The 15,829-nt window shown below is 69.6% G+C and carries 16 protein-coding genes; 10 read left to right on the forward strand and 6 right to left on the reverse strand.

Features of this window, described 5'->3' with window-relative positions:
• The first annotated feature begins 24 nt into the window (after positions 1 to 24).
• The 7 genes from EJO71_RS09350 (at position 25) to aroQ (ending at position 5,532) form a co-directional block, all read left to right on the forward strand.
• Positions 25 to 1,074 (forward strand): Gfo/Idh/MocA family oxidoreductase, encoded by a 1,050-nt coding sequence (locus tag EJO71_RS09350; RefSeq protein WP_125948266.1) that lies wholly within the window; start codon positions 25 to 27, stop codon positions 1,072 to 1,074.
• A gap of 110 nt (positions 1,075 to 1,184) precedes the next feature.
• Complete coding sequence (locus EJO71_RS09355) at positions 1,185 to 1,853, forward strand: amino acid ABC transporter permease (protein WP_125948265.1); 669 nt, start codon at positions 1,185 to 1,187, stop codon at positions 1,851 to 1,853.
• A gap of 10 nt (positions 1,854 to 1,863) precedes the next feature.
• A complete protein-coding gene (locus EJO71_RS09360; RefSeq protein WP_125948264.1) occupies positions 1,864 to 2,514 on the forward strand; it encodes an amino acid ABC transporter permease in 651 nt (216 codons plus the stop codon).
• A 75-nt stretch (positions 2,515 to 2,589) separates the two neighbouring features.
• A complete protein-coding gene (locus tag EJO71_RS09365; protein ID WP_125948263.1) occupies positions 2,590 to 3,423 on the forward strand; it encodes a transporter substrate-binding domain-containing protein in 834 nt (277 codons plus the stop codon).
• A gap of 11 nt (positions 3,424 to 3,434) precedes the next feature.
• Positions 3,435 to 4,229, forward strand: a complete 795-nt coding sequence (locus tag EJO71_RS09370; RefSeq protein WP_125948262.1) for an amino acid ABC transporter ATP-binding protein — start codon at positions 3,435 to 3,437, stop codon at positions 4,227 to 4,229.
• Positions 4,226 to 5,035, forward strand: coding sequence for a TIM barrel protein (locus tag EJO71_RS09375; protein WP_125948261.1), 810 nt, complete (start codon positions 4,226 to 4,228; stop codon positions 5,033 to 5,035). The genes EJO71_RS09370 and EJO71_RS09375 overlap by 4 nt, the downstream gene beginning before the upstream one ends.
• A 50-nt stretch (positions 5,036 to 5,085) precedes the next feature.
• Positions 5,086 to 5,532: a type II 3-dehydroquinate dehydratase gene (gene aroQ, locus EJO71_RS09380; protein WP_125948260.1), complete on the forward strand. Its 447-nt coding sequence runs from the start codon at positions 5,086 to 5,088 to the stop codon at positions 5,530 to 5,532.
• A 99-nt stretch (positions 5,533 to 5,631) separates the two neighbouring features.
• Here the strand turns inward: aroQ and EJO71_RS09385 are convergent, their stop codons facing one another.
• On the reverse strand, positions 5,632 to 6,669 hold the full coding sequence (locus EJO71_RS09385) for a tripartite tricarboxylate transporter substrate binding protein (protein WP_171022512.1): 1,038 nt from the start codon (positions 6,667 to 6,669) through the stop codon (positions 5,632 to 5,634).
• Positions 6,670 to 6,807: 138 nt separating this feature from the next.
• Between EJO71_RS09385 and EJO71_RS09390 the strand changes: the two genes are divergently transcribed.
• From EJO71_RS09390 to EJO71_RS09400, 3 genes are all read left to right on the forward strand, one after another.
• Positions 6,808 to 8,475 carry an MBL fold metallo-hydrolase gene (locus EJO71_RS09390; protein WP_125948259.1) on the forward strand — a complete coding sequence of 556 codons (1,668 nt, stop codon included), beginning with the start codon at positions 6,808 to 6,810 and terminating at the stop codon, positions 8,473 to 8,475.
• Between the two features lie 2 nt (positions 8,476 to 8,477).
• Positions 8,478 to 9,191, forward strand: coding sequence for an RNA pseudouridine synthase (locus tag EJO71_RS09395; RefSeq protein ID WP_125948636.1), 714 nt, complete (start codon positions 8,478 to 8,480; stop codon positions 9,189 to 9,191).
• A gap of 121 nt (positions 9,192 to 9,312) precedes the next feature.
• A complete protein-coding gene (locus tag EJO71_RS09400) occupies positions 9,313 to 9,855 on the forward strand; it encodes a hypothetical protein (RefSeq protein WP_125948258.1) in 543 nt (180 codons plus the stop codon).
• Here EJO71_RS09400 and EJO71_RS09405 read toward each other — a convergent pair.
• From EJO71_RS09405 to EJO71_RS09425, 5 genes are read right to left on the reverse strand one after another with little or no spacing between them, the layout of a single operon-like run.
• Positions 9,845 to 11,077: a multidrug effflux MFS transporter gene (locus tag EJO71_RS09405; protein WP_125948257.1), complete on the reverse strand. Its 1,233-nt coding sequence runs from the start codon at positions 11,075 to 11,077 to the stop codon at positions 9,845 to 9,847. The genes EJO71_RS09400 and EJO71_RS09405 overlap by 11 nt on opposite strands.
• Positions 11,074 to 12,549: a TolC family protein gene (locus EJO71_RS09410; RefSeq protein WP_125948256.1), complete on the reverse strand. Its 1,476-nt coding sequence runs from the start codon at positions 12,547 to 12,549 to the stop codon at positions 11,074 to 11,076. The genes EJO71_RS09405 and EJO71_RS09410 overlap by 4 nt, the downstream gene beginning before the upstream one ends.
• Positions 12,546 to 13,487 carry an HlyD family secretion protein gene (locus tag EJO71_RS09415; protein WP_125948255.1) on the reverse strand — a complete coding sequence of 314 codons (942 nt, stop codon included), beginning with the start codon at positions 13,485 to 13,487 and terminating at the stop codon, positions 12,546 to 12,548. Before EJO71_RS09415 ends, EJO71_RS09410 begins: the two co-directional genes overlap by 4 nt.
• A 16-nt stretch (positions 13,488 to 13,503) precedes the next feature.
• Positions 13,504 to 13,710 carry a DUF1656 domain-containing protein gene (locus EJO71_RS09420; RefSeq protein ID WP_019658367.1) on the reverse strand — a complete coding sequence of 69 codons (207 nt, stop codon included), beginning with the start codon at positions 13,708 to 13,710 and terminating at the stop codon, positions 13,504 to 13,506.
• Positions 13,707 to 15,827: an FUSC family protein gene (locus tag EJO71_RS09425; protein WP_125948254.1), complete on the reverse strand. Its 2,121-nt coding sequence runs from the start codon at positions 15,825 to 15,827 to the stop codon at positions 13,707 to 13,709. Before EJO71_RS09425 ends, EJO71_RS09420 begins: the two co-directional genes overlap by 4 nt.
• Positions 15,828 to 15,829: the final 2 nt, after the last annotated feature.

The following is a 15,829-nucleotide window of genomic DNA, read 5'->3' on the forward strand; positions in this document are numbered from 1 at the left end:
CCTACAGCCAACGAGACAAGGTCCATGAGCAAACTCCCCATCGCGGTCATCGGCGCAGGCCTGATCGGCAAGACCCACATCGATCGCGCATTGAACAGCGCCGACGTAGAACTGGTCGGCATCGCCGATCCGACACCGGCGGCGGCCGAGCTGGCGCGCTCGGCCGGCGTGCCCTGCTTCGCCGACCATCGCGCGATGCTCGCCGAGACGATGCCCAGGGGCGTGGTGGTCGCGACGCCGAACGCGACGCATGCGCGCATCACCATCGAATGCCTGGAGCGCGGCGCGGCGGTGCTGGTCGAAAAGCCCATCGCCGACACGCTCGAAGACGGACGGCGCATCTGCGAGGCGTCGAAGGCCACGGGGCTGCCGGTGCTGGTGGGCCACCAGCGCCGCCACAACCCGATCATGCGCAGGGCGCGGGCCATCGTTGCCGGGGGCACGCTGGGGCGCCCGGTGAGCGCGACGGTGCTGTGCACCTGGTTCAAGCCGCGCGACTACTTCGACGTGAAGTGGCGGCGCCAGCAGGGCGGCGGGCCGATCCTGATCAACCTGATCCACGACATCGACCTGATGCGCCATCTCTACGGGGAAATCGAGAGCGTGCAGGCGCTGGCCTCGAATGCGGTGCGCGGCTTCGAGGTCGAGGACACGGCCGCGGTGGTGCTGCGGTTCCGCAATGGCGCGCTGGGCACGGTCACGGTGTCCGACACGGCGGTGGCGCCGTGGAACTGGGACCTGGGCGTGGGAGAGGCGGAGCGCTTTCCGCGCCAGGACATCAACGCGCACTTCTACTCGGGCACCGAGGGGTCGCTGACGCTGCCGCGCCTGGAGCTCTGGCGCTACCGCGAGGACCAGGGCCCGGCCGAAGGCTGGCACGACCCACTGACGCAGGAGCGCACCGCCGTGCACACCGGCTGCCCGTACACCGAGCAGATACGCCACTTCGCCGCGCTCATCGAAGGCCGCGAGGAACCGGTGTGCTCCGCGCTCGATGGCTTCCGCACGCTCGAGGCGACCCTGGCGGTGACCGAGGCGGCCGCCACCGGAAGCAGCGTGACCTTGCCCTCGTAGGACACGCACGCGCCCTGACGCGGGCGCCGGGCCTTCACGCAGGCCCCTGAAGAGAGACAGAGAGAGAGACATCGAACAAGAACCGCTCAACGAGACAAGAGCAAACAGCCATGAGCTACACATTCGACTTCGCGGTGCTGCTGCCGCATTGGGAAGCCTTCGCCGAAGGCTGCTGGCTGACGCTGCGGCTTTCCGCCGTGTCGGTGGCCATTGGCCTCGCCGCGGGCCTGCTGACCGTGCTCGGCAAGCGATCGCCGATCAAAGGGCTTCGCTGGCTCGCCGGGGCCTACATCGAGCTGATCCGCAACACGCCGTTCCTGGTACAGGTACTGTTCGTCTTCTTCGGCCTGCCGTCGCTCGGGGTCAGCCTCACGCCGAACACGGCGGCGGTGCTGGCGCTGAGCCTGAACCTCGGGGCCTTCTCAGCGGAGATCCTGCGCACGGGCATCGAGTCGGTGCCGCGCGGGCAGTTCGAGGCCGGCGCGGCGCTCGGCCTGAGCCCCCTGCAGACGCTGCGCTACGTGGTGATCAAGCCCGCGCTGCGCACGATCTATCCGGCGCTGACGGGGCAGTTCGTGATGCTGCTGCTGACGACCAGCATCGTCTCGTCGATCTCGGCCGAAGAGCTGACATCGGTCGCGCAGAACATCGACTCGGCCACCTTCCGCAGCTTCGAGGTCTACATCGTGGCGGCGCTGCTGTACCTGGCGATGTCGACGATCTTCTCGACGGTGTTCAAGGCGATCGACCGGCTGTACTTCTCGTACCCCGCACGGTGAGGAGGCGACCATGATCCGCGACTTCACGCTGACCGAGTTCTGGCTCGTCGCCGCCGGCCTGGGCGCCACGCTCGCGCTGTCCGCCATCGCCTTCATCGGCGGCAGTCTGGCGGGGCTGCTGGTGGCGCTGGCGCGCACGGCGCCCGCGAAGGGGCTGCGCATGACCGCAGCCGCTTTCATCGACTTCTTCCAGGGCACGCCGATGCTGCTGCAGCTGTTCCTGGTGTTCTACGGATTGCCGGTGCTCGGATGGAAGGTCAACGTCTGGGTGGCCGCGGCCGTGGGGCTGACGTTGCATGCCGGCGCCTTCCTCGGAGAGATCTGGCGCGGCGGCATCCAGGCGGTGCCGCGCGGGCAGACCGAGGCGGCCGCCGCGCTGGGACTGGGCTACGGCGCACGCATGCGCTACGTGGTGCTGCCGCAGGCGCTGCGCATGTCGTTCGCGCCCACGGTCGGCTTCCTGGTGCAGCTCATCAAGGGCACGTCGCTGGCGGCCATCATCGGCTTCGTCGAACTCTCGCGCTCGGGCCAGCTGGTTTCCAGCATCACCTACAAGCCGCTGCTCGCCTTCGGGCTGGTGGGGGCCTGCTACTTCGCGATCTGCTTTCCGCTGTCGCGCTACAGCGCACGGCTGGAGCGGCGCTTCGCCGCCGGTCATTGACTCCCCTTTTCGATTCCCCTTTTCGACAGACAGAGAACCGCGGATCCCGCCGCATCCACCCGAGGAGCACAAATCATGTTCAGACAATTCATCCGCCGCGCCGCGCTCGTGCTGCTGCTGGGGCTGGCAATGCAAGGCCTCGCACAGGCGCAGAAAGTGGCCGACATCAAGAAAGCCGGCGTGCTGAAGATCGGCGCGCAGGTGGCCCAGGTGCCTTGGGGGTTCAGCGACAAGGGCGGCAAGCTGACGGGCTACGACATCGAGTTCGCCGAAATGCTCGCGAAGGACCTGGGCGTGAAGCCCGAGTTCACGCCGGTGACGGTGGCCAACCGAACGGCGGCGCTGCTGACAGGGCAGGTCGACATGCTTGCGGCAGTGGTCACGATCCTTGCCGACCGGCAGAAGGTCGTGCTGTTCTCGCGGCCCTACTCGTACCTCGAGACGGTGCTGATCGGCAAGACCGGCTCGCCGCCGATGAAGAGCTACGCCGACCTGAAGGGCCTGCGCATCGGCGTGCCGCGCGGCAGCGTGCAGGACTCGTCGGTGACGCAGGCCAGGACGGGCGCGACCATCCAGCGCTTCGACGACGATGCCGCCGCGGTGCAGGCGCTGCTCTCGGGCCAGGTGGACCTGGCCGGCGCCGCGAACTCGCAACTCGGGCCCATCGCGCAGGTCGCGGGCGCCGGCAAGTACGAGGTCAAGCTGGTGGTGGCACGCGGCTTCCAGGGCGCCACCGTGCGGCCGGGCGAGCGTGAGTGGGTCGGCTACATCAACGACTTCATCGGGCGCAAGATGGCCAGCGGCGAACTGCCCGCGCTCTATAAGAAATGGATCGGGCAGGAGATGGACAAGGACCTGCCGGCCTCCGGCGAGACCGAGGCTGCCCTGCCCCGCGTGGTGACGAAGTGATGGCGCCGGCCATGATTTCCCAGGACTCCGGCATCGCCCCGGACCACGCCGTGCCGCATGCGGTCGGCGCGGAAACCGTGATCTCGATGGAAAAGGTCAGCAAGTGGTACGGCACGATGCAGGTGCTGACCGACATCGACCTGAAGGTGCGCAAGGGCGAGCGCATCGTCATCTGCGGCCCGTCGGGCTCGGGCAAGTCGACGACCATCCGCTGCATCAACCGACTGGAGCCGTACCAGAAGGGCCGCATCGTCGTCGGCGGCATCGACCTCGGTGCCGACGCGAGAAACGTCAAGGCCGTGCGCGCCGAGGTCGGCATGGTGTTCCAGCAGTTCAACCTGTTTCCGCATCTCACGGTGCTGGAGAACTGCATGCTCGCGCCGATGAAGGTGCGCGGCACGGGCAAGGCCGAAGCCGAGGCCACGGCGATGAAGTACCTGTCGCGCGTGCGCATTCCCGAGCATGCGAAGAAGTACCCGGCGCAGCTCTCCGGCGGCCAGCAGCAGCGCGTGGCCATCGCCAGGGCGCTGTGCATGACGCCGGGCATCATGCTTTTCGACGAGCCGACCTCTGCGCTCGACCCCGAGATGGTGAAGGAAGTGCTCGACACCATGATCGGCCTCGCCGAAGAAGGCATGACGATGCTGTGCGTGACGCACGAGATGGGCTTCGCGCGGGCCGTGGCCGACCGCGTGCTCTTCATGGACCGCGGCGAGATCGTCGAGCAGGCGCCACCGGAGGAGTTCTTCATGAACCCGAGGCACGCGCGGCTGCGTGATTTTCTCGGACAGGTGCTCCACAAATGACGCCCCTGTCCCTCGCCCACCTGACGGTGCTCGACGTTGCGCCACCCGATCTGTTCGACCTTGCGGCCGAGGCCGGCTTCCAGAACGTCGGCATCCGCATCCTTCCCGCTGCGCCGGGTGCGGTCTCCTACCCGTTGAGCGCTGCCACGGTGCCGGCGTGGCGACGTCGAATGGCCGATGCCGGCGTAGGCATCCACGACGTCGAATTCATTCCGCTGACGCCGGAGGTTCGCCTCTGGGAGTTCGCGCCTGCGCTGGGGCTGGCTGCGGAGCTGGGCGCGAGGCGCATCAACGTGTCGGGCGACGATGCCGACGCGGGCCGCCTCGTCGATCGCTTCGGCGCGCTGTGCGATCTCGCGGCGAGCGTCGGCCTCGGCGTGGACCTGGAGTTCATGCGCTTCCGCATCGTCGGCACGCTGCCGCAGGCACTCGCAATCGTCAAGCGCGCGGGGCGGGCCAACGGGCGACTGCTGATCGACGTGCTGCACCTGTTCCGCTCCGGTGGCACGGCGGAAATGTTGCGGGAAGTGCCGGCCAGCGCATTGGGCTCGGTGCAACTGTGCGATGCGCCGCGCAAGGACCCGACGGATGCCGGCATCGTGGCCGAGGCGCGCGAAGGGCGCCTGTTTCCCGGCGAAGGCGAGTTGCCGCTGAAGGCTTTCATGGACGCCTTGCCGCGGGACATACCCGTCGGCGTGGAAGTGCCGACCGGCAGCACCCATCCGGCGCTCGGGCACGCAGAGCGCGCGGCTCGAGCTTGCGCGGCAACGCGCGAGCTTCTGGCGTCGTGGCAGCCATCGCGCTGATGGCAATGCCGCAGCCGACCGAATCATCAACAGCAGGAAAGGAAACCGCGATGAACGTGCTCATGCTTCACGGCATCAACCACAACATGTTCGGCAAGCGCGACCCGAAGCAGTACGGGACCACCACGCTCGCGGAGATCGACACCGCGCTGCAGGCGCTCGGCCGCGAGCTGGGTGCCGAGGTAGAGAGCTACCAGACGAACAGCGAGGGCCCGATGTGCGAGCGCATCCACCAGGCCTTCGAGCAGGGCAAGGACGCGGTGCTGATCAACGCCGGGGCGTGGACCCACTACAGCTACGGCATCCGCGATGCGCTGGCGATACTGACCTGCCCGGTGGTGGAGCTGCACATGTCGAACATCCACGCGCGCGAGGAGTTCCGGCACAAGTCGGTCTTCGCCGAGATCGTCAGGGGGCAGATCTGCGGCTTCGGCGTGGACAGCTACCTGCTGGCGTTGCGCGCCGCGGTGTCGGCGGTCAGGCAGGAGAGCACCTAGTTCCGTCGCGGCCCGCGTTCGCGCTGAAGGCGGTCGCGGGCTACGACTTCGGCTCTAAGCGCCCTCAAGCAGACGAAGACGCAATGGAAAAGAACTGCGTCAGTCGATGCTGATGTTCGCGGCCTTCGCGATCTCGGCCCACTTCACGCGGTTGTCGTGCACGGTCTTCCTGAACTGCGCGGGCGACTCGATGCGCACGGTGTTGCCCTGGCTCTCGAAGCGCTCGCGGATCTCGGGGGTCTCGAGCACCGCCTTCACGGCCGCATTGAGCTTGTCGACGATCTGCGGGTCGGTGCCCTTGGGCGCGAAGATGCCGAACCAGATCGAGCTGTCGAAGCCCTTGGTGCCGGGAAGGCCGCTCGACGCGATGGTGGGCACCTCCTTCACCGCCGGCACGGCCGCGGCGGTGGTCACGCCCAGCAGGCGCACCTTGCCGGCCTTGTAGTGCGGCAGCACGGTCTGCACCTGGTTCATGATGCAGCACGTTTCGCCGCGCACCACCGACGTGATGGCCTCGGGGCCGCCCTTGTAGGGCACGTGCACCATGTTCAGGCCCAGGCGCGAGTTGAACTCGGCAAAGGCCATGTGCGTGCCGGCGCCGTTGCCTGTAGACGCATAGTTGTACTTGCCGGGGTTGGCCTTGACCAGCTCGACGAATTCCTTCAAGGTCTTGACGTTGATCACGTCGGGATTGATGGTGAGCACGTTCGACACGTCGAGCACCGGCGCCACCGGCACGAAGTCGGCCTCCACGTCGAAGGGCAGCTTCTTGTAGAGCGCGGCGTTGCTGCCGTGCGTGGCGGCGGTGCCGAACGAGAGCGTGTAGCCGTCGGGCCTGGAGTGGGCCACGTAGTCGCTGGCGATGTTGCCGGCGGCGCCCGACTTGTAGTCGATGATGACCGGCTTGCCGAGCTGCTTCGACAACGGCTCCTGGATGGTGCGGGCCACCACGTCCACGCCCGAGCCGGCCGGAAAGCCCATGATGAGCGTGACGGGTTGTTGCGGCCAGTCGTGCGCGGCGTGCTGGGCGAAGGCGGCGGGCACGGCGAGCGATGCCGTGGCCAGCAGCAGCCCGCGGCGGGCGGATCTGGTGAATCGGGCGAATCTGGCAAGACGGGTGAGTGGAGAATGAGCCATTGCAGTCTTTCGGTCGGTCAGTCTTTTGTCTTCAATGCAGACGGTGCAGGCGCGCATTGTGGCGCGCGGCTGATGCCCGAATCCATATGAGCTTATGCGCGACATGCACGTACCGCGCCCGCTCTCCATAATTGGCCCATGGTCCGTTCCTCCCAACAACTACATATCCCACGCGAGCCCGCGCCCCTTCGCCCGGCCGCCACGGTGCTGCTGCTGCGCGACAGCGCCGCCGGCATCGAAGTGCTCATGACCCGCCGTTCCGCCACCGCCAGCTTCGCGCCCGGCGCGTACGTGTTTCCAGGCGGCCACATCGACGAAGCCGACGAGGCGGCCAAGCGCATCGCCACGCGCCGCCCCACGCAGAGCCGTGTACAGCGCACGCAGGCCATCGCGGCCATCCGCGAGGCTTTCGAAGAACTGGGCATCCTGCTCGCGCACCATGCCGACGGCAGCCCCGTCACGGCCGAGGAGATCGCCTCGATGGACCGCGCCGACACCGCCGGCACCGCCTTCGCCGACCAGTGCGCAGCGCGCGGCCTGGTGCTCGACTCCGACCGCGTCTTCACCTTCGCGCACTGGATGACCGACCGCGACCTGCCCCGTCGCTTCGACGTGCCCTTCCTGGTGGCGCGCATGCCCGAGGGCCAGTCGCCCAAGGCCGACGAGAGCGAGCAGTTCGAACCCTGCTGGGTGCGCCCCGCCGATGCGCTGGCGCGCCACGAGGCCGGCACCTTCTTCATGATCTTCCCGACCGTGCGCACGCTGCAGCGCATGGCCGCCTACGCCACCGTCGACGCCCTGCTCGCGGCCTGCGCCGGCGAAACCCCGCTGTGGACCAGCTGCCCGCGCGCCGGCCTGCTCAAGGGCGAGGACGCGCGCTACATGGAGCACGAGTCGCCCTACGGCGAGCTCGCGCTGGTCTGCCCCGACGGCCAGGTGCTGCACGCGCTCGACTGGCAGAGCGAGCACCCGGTGCCGCTGCTGAAGAACGTGATGCGCCTGACCGCGCCCAACCCGAGCGCGATGACCGGCCCGGGCACCAACAGCTACATCGTGGGCGACGCGGCCACCGGCTACATCGTGATCGATCCGGGCCCGAACGACTTCGACCACATCGGCCGGCTGTGGCGCGCCACGCAGGGCGACATCCGCATGATCGTCTGCACGCACTCGCATGCCGACCACTCGCCGGGCGCGGCGCCGTTGCAGGCGCTGTGCAAGAACGGCAGCAAGCCGCCGATCCTCGGGCTGGCCTCGAAGCCGACCGCACGCGCAACTGCACGCTTCACGCCCGAGCGCGAGCTGGACGATGGAGAACGCCTCGTGCTCTCCGGCACAAGCGCCACGGGTGAGGCCATCACCCACACGCTGCGCGTGATCCACACGCCCGGCCACGCGGCCAACCACCTGTGCCTGGTGCTGGAGGAAGACGGCCTGCTGTTCTCGGGCGACCACATCCTCAACGGCAGCACCACGGTGGTCGATCCGCCGGACGGCGACATGAGCGCGTACCTCGATTCGCTCGACGCTCTCGACGCGGCCTGCGAGGCCGGCGGCATCGAATTCATCCTGCCCGCGCACGGTTACGTGATCGGCTTCGCCCGCACCGCCATCGGCATGCTGAAGGCGCACCGGCTGAAGCGCGAGGCCAAGATCGCCGCCGCGATGCAGAAGCTGCCCGAAGGCACTCCCGATGACTGGCTGCCGCTGGCCTACGACGACGTGCCCGAACGCATGTGGCCGGTGGCCGCGCGTTCGCTGGCCGCGCACGTGGCGCGCATCCGCCAGCTGGCGGCGGCCCGATGAGCATGAACGCTCCCGCCGAAGACGAAGGCATCCGCCTCGCCAAGCGCGTGGCTGCGCTGGCCGGCGTGTCGCGCCGCGAAGCCGAGCTGCTGATCGAGAACGGCGCGGTGCGCGTCGACGGTGTGCCGCAGATGCTGCCGCAGTCGCGCGTGCTGCCGCACCAGAAGGTCGAGATCGAGGCCGGCGCGAAGCCCGAGCCCGTGTTGCCTGTCACGCTGCTGCTGTACAAGCCTGCGGGCATGCCTACCGACACCGCGCACCGCCTGCTTGTTGCCGCGAACCATCACGAGCCCGAGCGCGCCGGGCTGCGCTTTCTGCCGGCGCATGCGAAGGCGCAGCGCTGCATGACGCCGCTCGAGACCGGCGCCAGCGGGTTGGTCGCGTACACGCAGGAATTCCGCATCGAACGCAAGCTGCAGGAAGACGCCGGCATCCTCGAGCACGAGGTGATGGTGGACGTGGCCGGCCCCGTGAGCCCCGAGGTGCTGACGCGGCTGGAGCGCTCGCCGGCACGCGTGAGCATCGGCCGGCAGACCGACGAACAGACCGGCCTGCGCTTCGCGCTCAAGGGCGCGCGGCCAGGACAGATCGCCAACATCTGCGACGGCGTCGGCCTTCGCATCGTGGCGATGCGGCGCATCCGCATCGGCCGCGTGCCGCTGGCGGGACTGCAGCCCGGCCAGTGGCGCTACCTTGCGCCCCACGAACGCTTCTGAAGAACAACAGCCAGGAAAGAAAAGAAGCGAAGGAAGACAGAGGACGACGATGCACCGCGTGTTCGCGGCCCGCAATTTTTCAGCCGCGGCCCCACAGGGCCGCCGACAGGGAGACTGAGCCATGAAATTCGGAACACGGGGCACCGCCCTTGCCTGCACGGTGCCGCTGGCACTGGTGGCGGGCTGCAGCTACCTCGCGCCCGAGCCCCCGCCTGCGCCACCCGCGCCACCGCCGCCCATCGTCTCGAAGGACGGCCTCGCGCCCATCACCGAGGAGCAGGTCGAGCGCATCCGCGAGGCCATCGCCAGCAAGCCGCCGAGCCCCGCCGTGGGCAAGGTGGTTCGCAGCGCCTCGCCGACCATCGAATCGTTCGTGCGTACCGAGGGCTGCATCACCGCGCGCAACGGCGCGGTGCTCAACCCCTTCGCGGCGCCCGGCCGTCTGTTCGACGGCAGCGGCTTCCAGGGCGGCCCGATGGCGGAGATGCAGTACCACGACAAGACCGCCTGCGTGACCGTGAAGCGCATCCAGAACTGGAAGATGGTCTCGCCGAAGCTGCTGCGCTTCGAGGTGGTCTACGTGGGCGACGACGGAGAAGAGCGCGCCATCAAGCGCCATGAGCTGGTGCGCCAGCCCAAGGGCGGCTGGCTGTTCACGCGCTGAGCTTCGCTGCGGCGGCCGCGCGCTTCTGCGTGCGCAGCGCGATCGCGAACGACAGCTGCGCCACGAAGCCCGCCCCCGCCAGCACGATGGCCGAGGCCAGCGCCGGGTTACTGTGCCCCATGCCCGCAAGCGCAGTGCACAGCGCCCCCACCGCCATCTGCGTGAAGCCGTAGAGGCCCGAGGCCGAGCCGATGACCTGCGGGTTGACGCTGATGGCCTGCGTGAGCGCGGCCGGCGCGGCCATGCCGGCACCCACGGTGAACAGGAACATGCAGGCGACGATGAGCGGCACCGATAGATGGCTGCTCAACGCGGCGCCGAGCAGCACGAAGGCCGCGGCCACGCTCAGCGCGTTCGAGCGGATCATGAGGCGGTCGACCCGCACCCGCGAAATCAGGTGGCTGGTGAGGAAGCTGCCAAGCCACACGCCCGACACGAGGATGGCGAGGTAGATGCCCGCCTCGTGCGCCGGCCGGTGCAGCTGGTCCACGAAGATGAAGGGCGCCGACGCGATGAAGGCGTACATCGACGTGGTGGCGCAGCCGCCGCCTATCGAGAAACCCAGGAAGGCCGGCGAGGCCAGCAGCTTGCCGTAGTTGCGCGCCAGGTCGCGTGCGTTGACGACCGCGCCCGGCGTGCCGGTTTCGGGCAGCAGGCGCCAAGTGAACAGGAAGCCGACCACGCCCAGACCGAACAGCGCGTAGAAGATCGAGCGCCAGCCGAACGCAGTGGCGAGCGCGCCGCCGACCAGCGGCGCGAGGCTCGGGCCGACGGTGACCATCAGGTTCATCAGCGCGAGACGGCGCGTGGCCTCCTGCGGTTCGGCCGTGTCGCGCACGATGCTGCGGCCGAGCACCAGGCCGGCGCAGCCACCCACCGCCTGGAACAGGCGCGCGGCGATCAGCGAATGCACCTCGGGCGCGAGCGCGGCCGCAAGACCCGCCACGCAATAGAGCCCCAGCCCGAACAGCAGCACCGGCCGCCGCCCGTAGCGGTCGGCCAGCGGGCCGTACACCAGCTGGCCCACCGCGAGGCCGAGGATGTAGAGGCTCACGGTCATCTGCATCTCGCCGATGCCGGCACCGAGGCTCTTCGCGGCGATGGGCAGCGCGGGCACGAAGACGTGCATGGCCAGCGTGCCGCTGAAGGTGACCAGCGCGAGCAGCCACAGCGGCGCGTGCGGGCGGCGCTGCGGCTGCGCGGATGTGGCGGCCGATGTCATTGCGCTGGGTTGGCCGGCGTCGAACCCTGGGCGAGATGGGCGTCATCGGGCTCCCAGCCGCCGCCGAGCGCCATGAACAGCACCACCTGGTCGTCGGCCAGCTGCGCCTCGCTGGCCGCGAGCGCGGCTTCGCTGGCGGCCAGCGAGCGTTCGGCGTCGAGCGCGTCGAGGTAGCCGGTGCGGCCGTTCTGATAGAGCTGGCGCGCCTGCGCGGCGACCTTGGCGCTCTCGTCGCGAGAGGCCTGCAGCGCGGCGCGGCGGTCGAGCTCGCGTGCATAGGTGGCGAGCGCGGTTTCGGTTTCGCGCAGCGCGGTGAGCACCGTGCCGTCGAACTTCGCCAGCGCAGCACGCGTGCCGGCCTCGGCCTGTGCGATGCGCGACTGCGCCGCGCCGGTGTTCGGAATGGTCCACGAGATCAGCGGGCCGAGGCTCCAGGCGAAGGTGTCCTTGCGGCCAAAGCCGTCGGCGTGCCCCACCGAGGAGCCCGAGAGGCCCAGCGTGACCTTCGGATAGAGCTCGGCCGTCGCCACGCCGATGCGCGCGGTCGATGCGGCGAGGCTGCGTTCGGCCTGGCGGATGTCGGGGCGGCGGCGCAGCAGCGCGGCGCCGTCGCCCACCGGCAGCACGCCAGCAACACGCGGCGGCACGGTGCAGTCGGCCACCTCGCGCGGGAAGTCCTGCGGCAGCGCGCCTGTGAGAGTGGCGAGGCGGTACAGCGCGCCCTGGCGCTCGGCCTTCAGCGGCGGCAGCGCTGCGTTGAGCTGCTGCAACTGCGCACGCGCGCGATTCGCATCGATGGCGCCGGCGCGGCCCGCACGTTGCAGGCGGTCGGTGACGTTGACGGCGTCCTGCTGCAGTGCGACGGACTTCTGCGCGATCTGCAGCCGCAGGCCGGTGGAACAGGCTTCGGCGTACGCGCGCGCGGTGCCGGCCGCGACGTTCACGCGCACGAGGTCGAGCGCGGCTTCGGCGGCTTGCGTGCTGGCCTGCGAGGCCTCGATGGCGCGGCGGATCTGGCCGAACAGGTCGACCTGGTAGGACAGCGAGACGCCCGCGCTGTAGTTGAAGGTGCTCGGCGGCTCGTAGCCCTTCTGCAGCAGCGACAGGCCCGAGACGTGGCCGAACGAAGGGCCGCCGTTCACGCCGATGGTGGGGTGCTTGGCGCCTGCGGTCTCGTCCTCGATGGCGCGCTCGCGCTCGAGATTCGCAACGGCCTGGCGCAGGTCGGTGTTGTGCGCGAGGGCCTGCTCGACCAGCTTGTCGAGCAGCGGATCGTGATACAGGCGCCACCAGTGCGCGGGCAGCGGCGCGGCATCGGCGGGCGCCTCGGCGAAAGGCTTGCTGGCGGCGCTCTGGCTGGCGAGCGCTTCGGGCGGCTGCTTGTAGTCGGGGCCGACCGCCGCGCAGGCCGCGAGCGCGGCGGCGGCGGCCTGCGATGCGAGGCGGAATGCGAAGCTGGTCATTTCGTTCATCCCTTCTGCGGCGTGGAAGCCGTTGCAGCCGTCTTCTGCGCCGCCTTGTTCTCCAGCACCTGCACCGTGACCGTCTGGCCGGCGACAAGGCGCGCGCCCTGCGGCAGCGGATCGAGCTTGATGCGCACCGGAATGCGCTGCGCGAGCCGCACCCAGTTGAAGGTCGGGTTCACGCTGGGCAGCAGGTTGGCGCTGGTGGAGCGGTCGTGGTCGGCGATGCCGGCTGCCACGCTCTCGACCGCGCCTTCGAGCACCGCGCCGCCGCCCATGGGCGTGACGCGCACGCGGTCGCCGAGGTGGATGCGCGGCAGTTTCGTTTCCTCGAAATAGCCTTCGACGTAGAACGACTGCGCATCGACCAGTGCGAGCACCGGCCGGCCCGCCGCGGCGTAGCTGCCCTGGCGCAGGTCGAGGTTGGTGACGAGGCCGCCGGTGGGCGCGCGCACTTCGGCACGCTGCAGGTTGAGGCGGGCCGAGTCGAGCGCCACCTCGGCCTGCGCGACCGCCGCCTGCATCTGCTCGACGCGCGAGCGGGTCTGTTCGCGCGACTCCTTCGACACCAGTTCGTCGAGGCCGGTGTTGCGCGCGTTCTCGCGCTGGGCCTGGGCGCTCACGGCGCGCTGCGCGGCGAGCGCGGCCTGGGCCTGGCGCACGGCGAGGTCGTAGCGCGCGCGATCCACCTCGAACAGCAGCGTGCCGGCGGCCACCGGCTGGTTGTCGTGGATCGGCACCGCGGTGACGAGGCCCGACACGTCGGGCGCGATCTGCACGACGTTGGCGCGCACGCGGCCGTCGCGCGTCCACGGCGCGAGTTCGTAGTGGTCCCACAGGCGCAGGCCGGCCCACACGGCGGCGGCCACCACGGCCAGGGTGATGAGGATGCGGCCCAGGCGCTGGGCCCACGGATTGCTGTCGGTTGGAGTTCGGGCGGCTTTCATTGGAATCTCGTTGTTGTCATTGGAGGTAGGCGCTGGCGCGGCTCAGCGCGTAGAGCAGCAGCAGGTAGAGCGCCATGTCGAAGAGCGCCGGATGCCACACCCAGCGATAGGCGCCGGTGGCCGCGAGCAGACGGCGCACGCCCCACAGCACGAGCAGTGCCGCGAGCGCGAGCACCATGATCCAGGGCAGGTACAGGCCGTAGAAGCTGGCTTCGCCGATCATGCGGAAGCTCCTTTGCTGTTGTTGATGGCCGCGCTCGCCAGCATGGGCGGCGCGTCGGGAAAGAGATTCCGGCGCAGGCCGACCAGTGCGGTGACGGCCGAGCGCGAAGCGGAGGAGGAAGCCGTGTCGCGCGCATCGAGCACGGCGCCGAGCGCCTCGTCGATCTGCGGCAGCAGGCCCTGCGGACGCGGATTCATTCGGCCCTCGGCACGCTGGCGGAAGAAGCGCGAGATGCCGCCCAGCAGCGCGGCCGACGTGGCCAGCGGCAACTGGCCGCGCACGCGCTGAAGCACGGCGATGTCGGCGCCCATGCGCAGGTCGCGCAGCGCGTCGTTCGCGGCCACGCCCTCGACGGTGCCGCCGGCCTGCGCGATGCGCGGCGCGAGCAGGCCGATGCGGTCGAGCATGCGCACGGCGTACGCGTCGCTCTGCGCGTACTGCGGCTGCGAGGAGGCGGCCATGTCGCCCAGCTCGCGCCAGGTGGCGCGCTGGATGCGGCGCGCGCTCCAGTCGGCGCCCACCGAACGCACCAGCCGCGTGACGCGCGCCGCGACCACCACGCCGACGATCTGGCCGATCATGCTGTTGAGGAAGCTCACAAGGTCGGAGCTGGCGGTGTCGTGCAGCGCGAGCGTGCCGCACACGCCGAAGACCAGCGCCATCGCGGGCATGAAGTGCGTCGGGCGCGGCAGGTAGAAGCCCAGCAGCAGGAGAAGCGGCGCGCAGATGAGCACCAGCATGCCGAAGTCCTGCACCGTGGGCATGAGCACCAGCACGTAGACGGCCGAGATCGGGATGGACCACAGCGTCCACTTCAGGAAGCCGTGGATCGCCGGCACCGGGTCGTCCATGGTGGCGAAGAAGCAGCAGAAGACGGCGGCCATCATGGTCGCGGCCGAACCCATGGGCCAGCCGGTGATGATCCAGAAGGCGCCGCACAGGCAGATGGCGATGACAGCCGCCAGAGCAGACAGCAGCGCCATGCCGTAGTCGCGGTGCAGCACGCGGCTGCCGAGCGCAGCCGTGCGGCGCAGCGGTGCGGCGCCCTTCAGGCCCTCGTCGATGTCCTGGCGAAGCTGGGCGCAGGCGGTCCAGCCGTCGACGAGTTCCTCGAGGCGGCCTGCGAGACCGATGCGTAAGGCGCGGCCCCATTGAGTCTGTGGTTCGGTGGTCGCGGGTGTGGCGCTGAGTGCATCGATGGCGCGGCGCAGGGCTTGCAGGCGTTCGGCGCGTGCCGAGGCATCGCCGGTGGGCTGGGCTTCTTCGCGCAGCCACTGTGCGGCCTGCGCGAGCACGGCGGCCACGTCGGGCGCGATGGCGCCTTCGGCCTGCTCCAGCGCCAGCAGGCGGTCTTCGACGGCGGAGAGTGCGGGCGTGAGCGCGGCGACGCGGTCCTGCATCGCGCGAATGGCGCCGGCGGTCCAGCGCAGGTGCGTGGTGTCGAAGGGAACGTGGGTGGAGAGCAGGCGCAGCTGCGTGATGTCGCCGGCGAGGCGGCGGCGGTCGTCGTCGAGGCGCTTCGGGTCGCCTCCGCTACGGCCGGCGGGCTGGAAAAGATCGCCGAGCCACTTGCGCGCGTCCTGCAGCGTGCGGTCGAGCAGGCCCAGCACGGTCGGCGCAAGCCCTGCGGGCAGCACCAGGCTGTGGACCAGCGTGGCGCAGAAGATGCCCAGGCCGATTTCTTCCACGCGAGCGACGGCGGTGTCGAACAGCGCGAGCGGCGTCTGCACCGATGGAAAGCCGATCAACGCCGCCGTGTAGCCCGCGAGCATGAAGACGTACGAACGCGGCGTGCGGTCGAAAAGCGAGATGCACAGGCACAGCCCCACCCACAGCGCGAGCACCAGCGTCAGCAGTTCGGGCGCGTTGGACAGCGCCGGCACCAGCAGCACGGTGGCGGTGCTGCCGATGAGCGTGCCGAGAAAACGGTAGACAGCCTTCGAGCGCACCGCACCGGCCAGCGGATGGGCGACGACGTAGGTGGTCATGAGCGCCCAGAACGGGCGCGGCAGGCCTGCGCGGCTGGCGAGGTACATCGCCAGCATGGCCGCGGCAAAGCTCTTGGCGGAAAAGAGGATCTCCGCGCGGCTGAAGCGCGGCAGGCTGAACGCGGCCATCT

This window comes from Variovorax sp. 679, from assembly GCF_003952185.1.
Classification (GTDB): Bacteria; Pseudomonadota; Gammaproteobacteria; order Burkholderiales; family Burkholderiaceae_C; genus Variovorax.